Source organism: Mobiluncus sp. (genome assembly GCF_985070215.1).
This window is the reverse complement of the sequence record NZ_CFKZQR010000029.1, coordinates 20,239-27,169: the sequence shown is the minus strand read 5'-3', so window position 1 is coordinate 27,169 and position 6,931 is coordinate 20,239. Positions and strand designations below refer to the sequence as shown.

Sequence of the window (6,931 nt, the reverse complement as noted above, 5' to 3'; positions counted from 1 at the left end):
TCACGTCGACCACGGCAAGACTACTTTGACTGCAGCTATCACCAAGGTGTTGGCTGACAAGTATCCGGATTTGCCCGCAAACAAGTTCACCCCCTTCGATCAGGTGGATAACGCTCCGGAGGAACGTCAGCGCGGCATCACCATCAACGTTTCTCACGTTGAATACGAAACCCCCAACCGTCACTACGCTCACGTGGACGCCCCTGGCCACGCCGACTACATCAAGAACATGATTACCGGCGCTGCGCAGATGGACGGCGCTATCCTCGTGGTGGCTGCCACTGACGGCCCGATGGCTCAGACCAAGGAGCACATCCTGTTGGCCAAGCAGGTCGGCGTGCCTTCCATCCTGGTCGCTCTGAACAAGTGCGATTCCCCGGATGTAGACGAAGACATGCTGGAAATCGTGGAGGACGAAATCCGCGAAGACCTGGAGAAGCAGGGCTTCGACCGCGACTGCCCGATTATCCACCTTTCCGCTCTGAAGGCCTTGGAAGGCGACCCCGAGTGGACCAAGAAGGTTGAAGAGCTCGTGGAAGCGGTTGACACCTACATTCCTGAGCCTGTTCGTGACCTCGACAAGCCGTTCTTGATGCCTATCGAAGACGTCTTTACCATTACCGGCCGTGGCACCGTGGTGACCGGTCGTGTGGAGCGTGGCAAGTTGCCGTTGAACGCTGAAGTCGAAATCGTGGGTATTCGTCCGACGCAAAAGACCACCGTTACCGGTATCGAAATGTTCCACAAGTCCATGGACGAGGCCTACGCCGGCGAGAACTGTGGTCTGCTGCTGCGCGGCACCAAGCGTGAAGATGTCGAGCGCGGCCAGGTTATCTGCATTCCTGGTTCCGTGACCCCGCACACCAAGTTCGAGGGCAAGGTCTACATCTTGAAGAAGGATGAAGGCGGACGTCACAAGTCCTTCTACGATGGCTACCGCCCGCAGTTCTTCTTCCGCACCACCGACGTTACCGGTGTTATCCACCTGCCCGAAGGCACCGAAATGGTTATGCCTGGCGACACCACTGAAATCAGCGTGGAGCTGATTCAGCCTATCGCTATGGAAGAAGGCCTCGGCTTCGCTATCCGCGAAGGCGGCCGTACCGTTGGTTCCGGCAAGGTGACCAAGATCATCGCGTAATTACCTACGGTCAATTACACAGCGGTGGGCAGGAAACTTCGGTTTCCTGCCCACCTTGCTATAAAGCGACAGAACCCGGCAAAGCTCTTCATAGCTTCCTAGTTTGGCTATAATTCAAAAGGCTGTTCGTAACCTACAATTGACGTACAGGGAGGGGTTGCAGTGCATTCCGATGTCTTGGATGACAGATTTTTTGCCACCTTGGCAGAATTTTTGTCCTGGATGCACGGTCCTCGCAAAGACGTGGTCGATGTGGAATCCGGACGGTTGCTGACCCGCGTCGCTACGGCTTCCCCCGAAGACGCCCAGGACTCTTTGATGACGGTGCAGGCAGCACAGGTGGTCTGGACCGAAATGGGGCCCTATGGGCGCGCCAAAGTTTTGGCCCGATTTTCCCAGTTAGTGTGGAAGTACCAAAACGAAATGGTCGCCCTGTCGCAAATGCTCAGCGGCAAATCATTAATTGATGCCCACGAAGAGTTTCTCGATGTTTTGTCCACCGCGAAAAACATCAAATTTTCCAGCCGTAGGCTGGGCAAACACCGAGCTGGTAGGGGAGCGCTACCCGGTTCGCGGTGGCGTGTTTACCAGCGTCCCTTGGGCATAGTGGGAATTTTCACGTCACCTGACTGGCCGCTTTCTTCAATCAACGATGTCCTACAGGCGATTGCGGCGGGAAATGCGGTCGTCAACTTCGTGACCCCCCAGGCGGCCTTGGGCGCTGTACTGATGCACGCCATGTTGGTAGATGCGGGAATGCCGTACGGTTTGTGGAAGATTATTCCGGACACAACTTCAAAAGCGGGGCGCGCCGTCATTCCCGGTCTGGATATGGTCACGGTTTTAGGCTCGGAAAAGCTGGGACGCCGGATTTCGAGAGTTTGCCAGGAATACCGGGTTCCGTTCAAGGGTTTCCTGCGGGTGCTTAACGTTGGCGTGATTTGTGAAGATTGCCGTTTTGATCATGCGGTCCGGGCGATGGCCCGCGCTGGTTTCCAACACGCGGGACAAACCGTAAACAGTGCCGAAGTCATCTGGGTGCAGGAATCGATTTTTGATTACTTTAAACTCGCCTTGAAAGACTTTGTGTCTGACCAGGTCACCATTGGTTCTCTGGATTCTGCTGAAACCACCTTGGGTTCCATGCTGACACCGCAGCGGGTGCAAACCATCCAGGAGCTGGTGGACGACGCGGTCCAACGAGGAGCTGAGCTAGTCCTAGGCGGCAGCACCGCCCCGGATTTGGGACCGTCCTTCTATGAACCGACCATACTCGCCAGAGTGCCGCAGGACGCCGCAATCTGTGCAAGTGAGCTTCACGGCCCCCTCATCTATCTGCAACCATTCCAGGACCTCACGGAAGTATCACGCTTCTTGGGCACGTCTCGGCACAGTTACTGTATCTATCTGTTCACTGAATCCGAGTTCATGATGCGTGATTTCATCCAGGCGGCCAACGGCGCAGCGGTAATCATAAACGACTCCTACTTGAGTCTGTACTCGACGTGGCAAGCTCCGATTCAGGGTATCAGGAGTACCGGCTCCGGCATCCGTCACGGGTTGGAGTCGATTCTGCAGTATTCCCGCGTTCAATCCGTGGCGAGGCAGGAAGGTCATCCCTGGATTTCAAACGACCTCCAGCCTGGAAACCGGATGGAACGGTGGAGCTTTTTCTCTAGCCGCGCCGCGGTGATTGCCTCGATTCTGTTCACCGATACCGTGATTGCTTATGCGTGGCGTAACCTGCGGCATCACATTAAGAATCGGGTTCACGGCCCGGTATAGGACTACTTTCGTTTCGCTACGTCAGAGTGACAACGGATTCGGACAAACTGGAGAAACGAACCATTAGATTACAATCAGGGAGGAGGAGACATGGAATACCCCAAGGGTATCGACGACAAGTTCATGACAGCCCTGCTTATTGCCGGTCGTGGCGAGAGCGGTGCTGATGCTCCGGTTTACAATGTCCAGACTTGGGAACCCTTAGGAACCCTGCATTGCTCCACCTTCTCTGATGGGGAACAATCCGTGCTTCGGGCTCATGCCGTGAGTGAACAGTGGTCACAAGAGAGCTCTTACACGCGTTCACGCATTCTGTACCGATTCTTGAGACGAGTTGTGCGCTATTACGAGCCGATTATTGGGCTCGACCAGCTGTTGAGCGGGAAATCCTGGCTGGACGCTTCCTCAGAGTATTTTTACATGATTACCCAGGTACGGGGCATTAAGCGACATTTGAGGTATCTGTGGAAACCGCGCCGGGGTGGGGGCGCGGTACCGCTGTCCACCTATCGGGTTTGGTACCGCCCCATGGGGGTAGTAGGGATGTTCACTTCCGCGGACAATCCAATTTCTATGGTCTGCGATATCTTGAACCCTATTATGGCCGGTAACGCGGTGGTCAATTTCGTGACTCCCCAGGCGACTCTGGGAGCCCTGTTGATGAAAGCGGTGCTGGTGGACGCCGGGATGCCCGCAGACGTGTGGCGCATCGTGGTATCGGAATCTTCACAGTTCGGGATGCAGTTCATTCCGGCCCTCGACTATGTTTCAGCCATCGGACCGAACCGGATGTGTCAAAAAATCTCGATGGAGTGTGCTCGCCACTCGGTGCCCATTTCTTGCTTTGGAGGGGTTAAAAACATTGCGTTGGTGATGGATGACGCGAAATTGTGGGATGCGGCGAAAGCCTGTGCCCGTTCGGCTTTCCTGAACGCCGGCCAATCCACGAAAGCTGTTGAGATTATTTTTGTGCATGAATCAGTGCGAGAACCGTTTGAACAGATGATGCTCCGATATACACATGAGCAGATTCGGGTCGGGCGATTCGTGGATCGGCACGCCACTATGGGCTCCATGATGTACCCTGGCCGAGTCAAGAATTGTGAAAAAGTTGTGAAACTGGCTCTTGAGAACGGCGCCCGGGTACTGACGGGGTCCCATCCGCGTCCTGAGATTAGTCCGACTTTTTTTGAGCCGACCATCGTGGCGGATTTGCCTCCTGATTTGGAGCTTCTGGAAACGGAAGTGTACGGACCGGTAGTGGCGCTGCTATCGTTCAAAGACATCGCGAACGTGGTTCGTCTGCTAGCGGGGTCACGAGTGATTGATTCTGCCGCCGTCTTTACTCGCGACATAGATTTCGTGCGGAACCTGATTAACAATGCACAGTTTGCCACAGTCAGCGTCAACGACACGTGTTTCTCGATGGATATGTCGTGGAAGGCGCCGATTCAGGGCAAAAGCGAAAGCGGCCAGGGGATTCGTCATGGTCTGGAAGCAATTTTGCAATACACCCAGGTATTTTCGGCCGCGCGTTTGAAGTCCATTTCCTGGGTGCCGAAAGACTGGCGTTCCGGAAACTGGACGGAGCGCCTGACTTTCTGGTTTATGGGGTTATATTCCTGGCTGTCGCGTAACGTGACCGACACCGTGGTCGCGGATGGGATCAGAAATTTCTTCCGGTGGATACGAGACCGATTTGTTGGCCCGGTGTAATCTTTTGCTTTCCGGTTGGATTCCTTTCACTAACCCTGTAGTTCGATATGTGAGACGAGTTTTTTTCAAAACGTGAATAGCGTTATGGTGAGTTTCAATATTCACCAAAACGAAGGATTTTCCTGATGCGTAGAATAATTGCCTCAATAGTTGTCGGTATGGCCGCTTTGGCGCTGGCGGGTTGCTCCTCTACAGACGCCGCCAAGGGAGGTGCTGCTAGTAATGACGGCGAATACAAAGTCGCTATTGCTCAGTACGCCAGTTTCCCGCCCTTGGACGAGGCAGTAGCTGGATTTAAAGCCGCTTTAAGTGAAGCTGGCCTGGATGTCACCTATGACGCTTCCAATGCCCAAGGGGACCAGACCAACGTGAACTCCATCGCCTCCAAGTACGCTGCGGGCGATTATGATTTGGTGTTTGCTATCGCCACCCCCATGGCTCAGTCCATTGCCCAAAACGTGGTCGATACCCCGGTACTGTTCACGGCGGTGACGGATCCGGTGGCAGCGGAGCTGGTGGAATCTAACGAGGCGCCGGGTTACAACGTGACCGGCACTACGGATATGAATCCGGTGGCGAAACAGATTGACCTGGTCAAACAGGTGATTCCCGATGCTCATAAGGTTGGCATTATCTACTCTTCCGGAGAGGTAAACTCGCAGGTACAAGTCAAATTGGCGAAAGCTGAAGCTAAGAAGCAGGGTCTGGAAGTGGTGGAAAAAACCATCACTAACACCGCCGAAGTTCAGCAGGCCGCCCAGACCCTGACTGGAGTCGATGCCATTTTCATTCCCACCGATAACACCGTGGTAGCTGCGTTGGATTCCGTGCTGCAGGTCGCGGAGGAAAAGGGCATCCTCACGGTGGCTGGTGAGTCTAGCTCGGTTAATGACGGTGCGGCTTTGACACTTGGGCTGGATTACAAGACCTTGGGTCATCAGACCGGAGAAATGGCGGTAAAGATCTTAAAGGGCGAGGCCAAACCCGAAGCTATGCCGGTAGAAGCCCAAAAAACTCCGTTACTGGTGATAAACCCGGAGGCCGCCAAGAAGCAGGGACACCCGATTCCCGCTGAGCTTATGGATAAAGCCGACAAGGTGGTTTACCAGTAATCGAAGTGTTTTGGCAATAGCCCATCCTGCCTAAAAGCGGGGTGGGCTTTTGCGATGCTGGAAAGGCGCGAGTGCCCGCGGCCCTATTTTGGCTAGCGTGTCAGGCTCGTGTTTTAATGGGTGGGTGAGCCAACCCGAAAACGTAACCGGGGAACCTTGTGAATACACGTAAGGATTTGAAAAAATATGATTGGTGCGGTGGAGCTGGGTCTCATCTACGGATTGATGGCTCTGGGGGTGTACCTCACATTCAGAATCCTCGATTTCGCCGATTTGACGATTGATTCGAGTTTTACCACCGGAGCGGCAGCTTGCGCGGTCGTTATCCTCGGCGGGGGCAGCCCGTGGCTGGGAACCTTGGCAGGATTCGCGGTGGGACTAATTGCCGGGTTGATTACCGGCTTGCTGAATACGGCGGGGAAAATTCACCCGCTACTGGCGGGAATCTTGACCCAGATTGGTTTGTATTCGGTGAACCTGCGCATTATGGGCAAATCCAACCTGCCGTTTCGGCGTGAAGAATCGCTGTTTACGCCGCTGCGGGAGGCCAATCTGGTGGGAACGTGGGTCAGCGTAGCGATTCTGCTGGTGGTCCTGCTGGTAGCCTGCGGGATAGTCGTGTGGTTCCTGTCCACTAATCTGGGGTTGGCTTTGCGCGCCACCGGCGATAACGAAGAAATGGCGCGTGCCCAAGGGGTGAACACCGACTTGGCCAAACTAATCGGCTTGGCGCTGTCCAACGGCTTGGTGGCGCTGTCCGGTTCCCTCATCGCCCAATATCAAGGCTTTGCGGATATTTCTATGGGTATCGGGTTGATTATTGCCGGTTTAGCCTCGGTTATCATTGGCACCGCGGTCATTCCGACCGGACGCATCTGGATGGCAGTGTTGGCAGTGGTGGGCGGCTCTGTCGTGTATCGCGTCATCATTCAAGCTGCCTTGATGATTCCGGGATTCAACCCCAACGACATGAAACTGCTAAGCGCCATCATCGTGGTGGTGTTCCTCATTGCCCCGCGGTGGAAAGGCTTTCTTTCGTGGCAAAAGAACCATCCCATTGCGGAGTTCTCCGGGGTGCAGCCCTGGGACACGGCTGACGCTGAGGAGCTTGACTCCGGCGATACCCGCCCGGCGGATAAACATATCACCAAACGGACCCGACGGAAGGGGCTGTGAA

General features: G+C 54.8%; 5 protein-coding genes. All 5 read left to right on the top strand.

Going from position 1 to position 6,931, the window contains the following annotated elements:
• Positions 1-1,141 (top strand): elongation factor Tu (gene tuf, locus AC5LBQ_RS06640; protein ID WP_493264982.1); only part of this gene is annotated, 1,141 nt, incomplete at its 5' end.
• Between the two features lie 162 nt (positions 1,142-1,303).
• Positions 1,304-2,926, top strand: a complete 1,623-nt coding sequence (locus AC5LBQ_RS06635; RefSeq protein ID WP_493264981.1) for an aldehyde dehydrogenase family protein — start codon at positions 1,304-1,306, stop codon at positions 2,924-2,926.
• Positions 2,927-3,016: 90 nt separating this feature from the next.
• A complete protein-coding gene (locus AC5LBQ_RS06630; protein WP_493264980.1) occupies positions 3,017-4,642 on the top strand; it encodes an aldehyde dehydrogenase family protein in 1,626 nt (541 codons plus the stop codon).
• A 125-nt stretch (positions 4,643-4,767) separates the two neighbouring features.
• Positions 4,768-5,754: an ABC transporter substrate-binding protein gene (locus AC5LBQ_RS06625; RefSeq protein WP_295026545.1), complete on the top strand. Its 987-nt coding sequence runs from the start codon at positions 4,768-4,770 to the stop codon at positions 5,752-5,754.
• Positions 5,755-5,940: 186 nt separating this feature from the next.
• Positions 5,941-6,930: an ABC transporter permease gene (locus AC5LBQ_RS06620; RefSeq protein WP_295026546.1), complete on the top strand. Its 990-nt coding sequence runs from the start codon at positions 5,941-5,943 to the stop codon at positions 6,928-6,930.
• The last annotated feature ends 1 nt before the right edge of the window (position 6,931 follow it).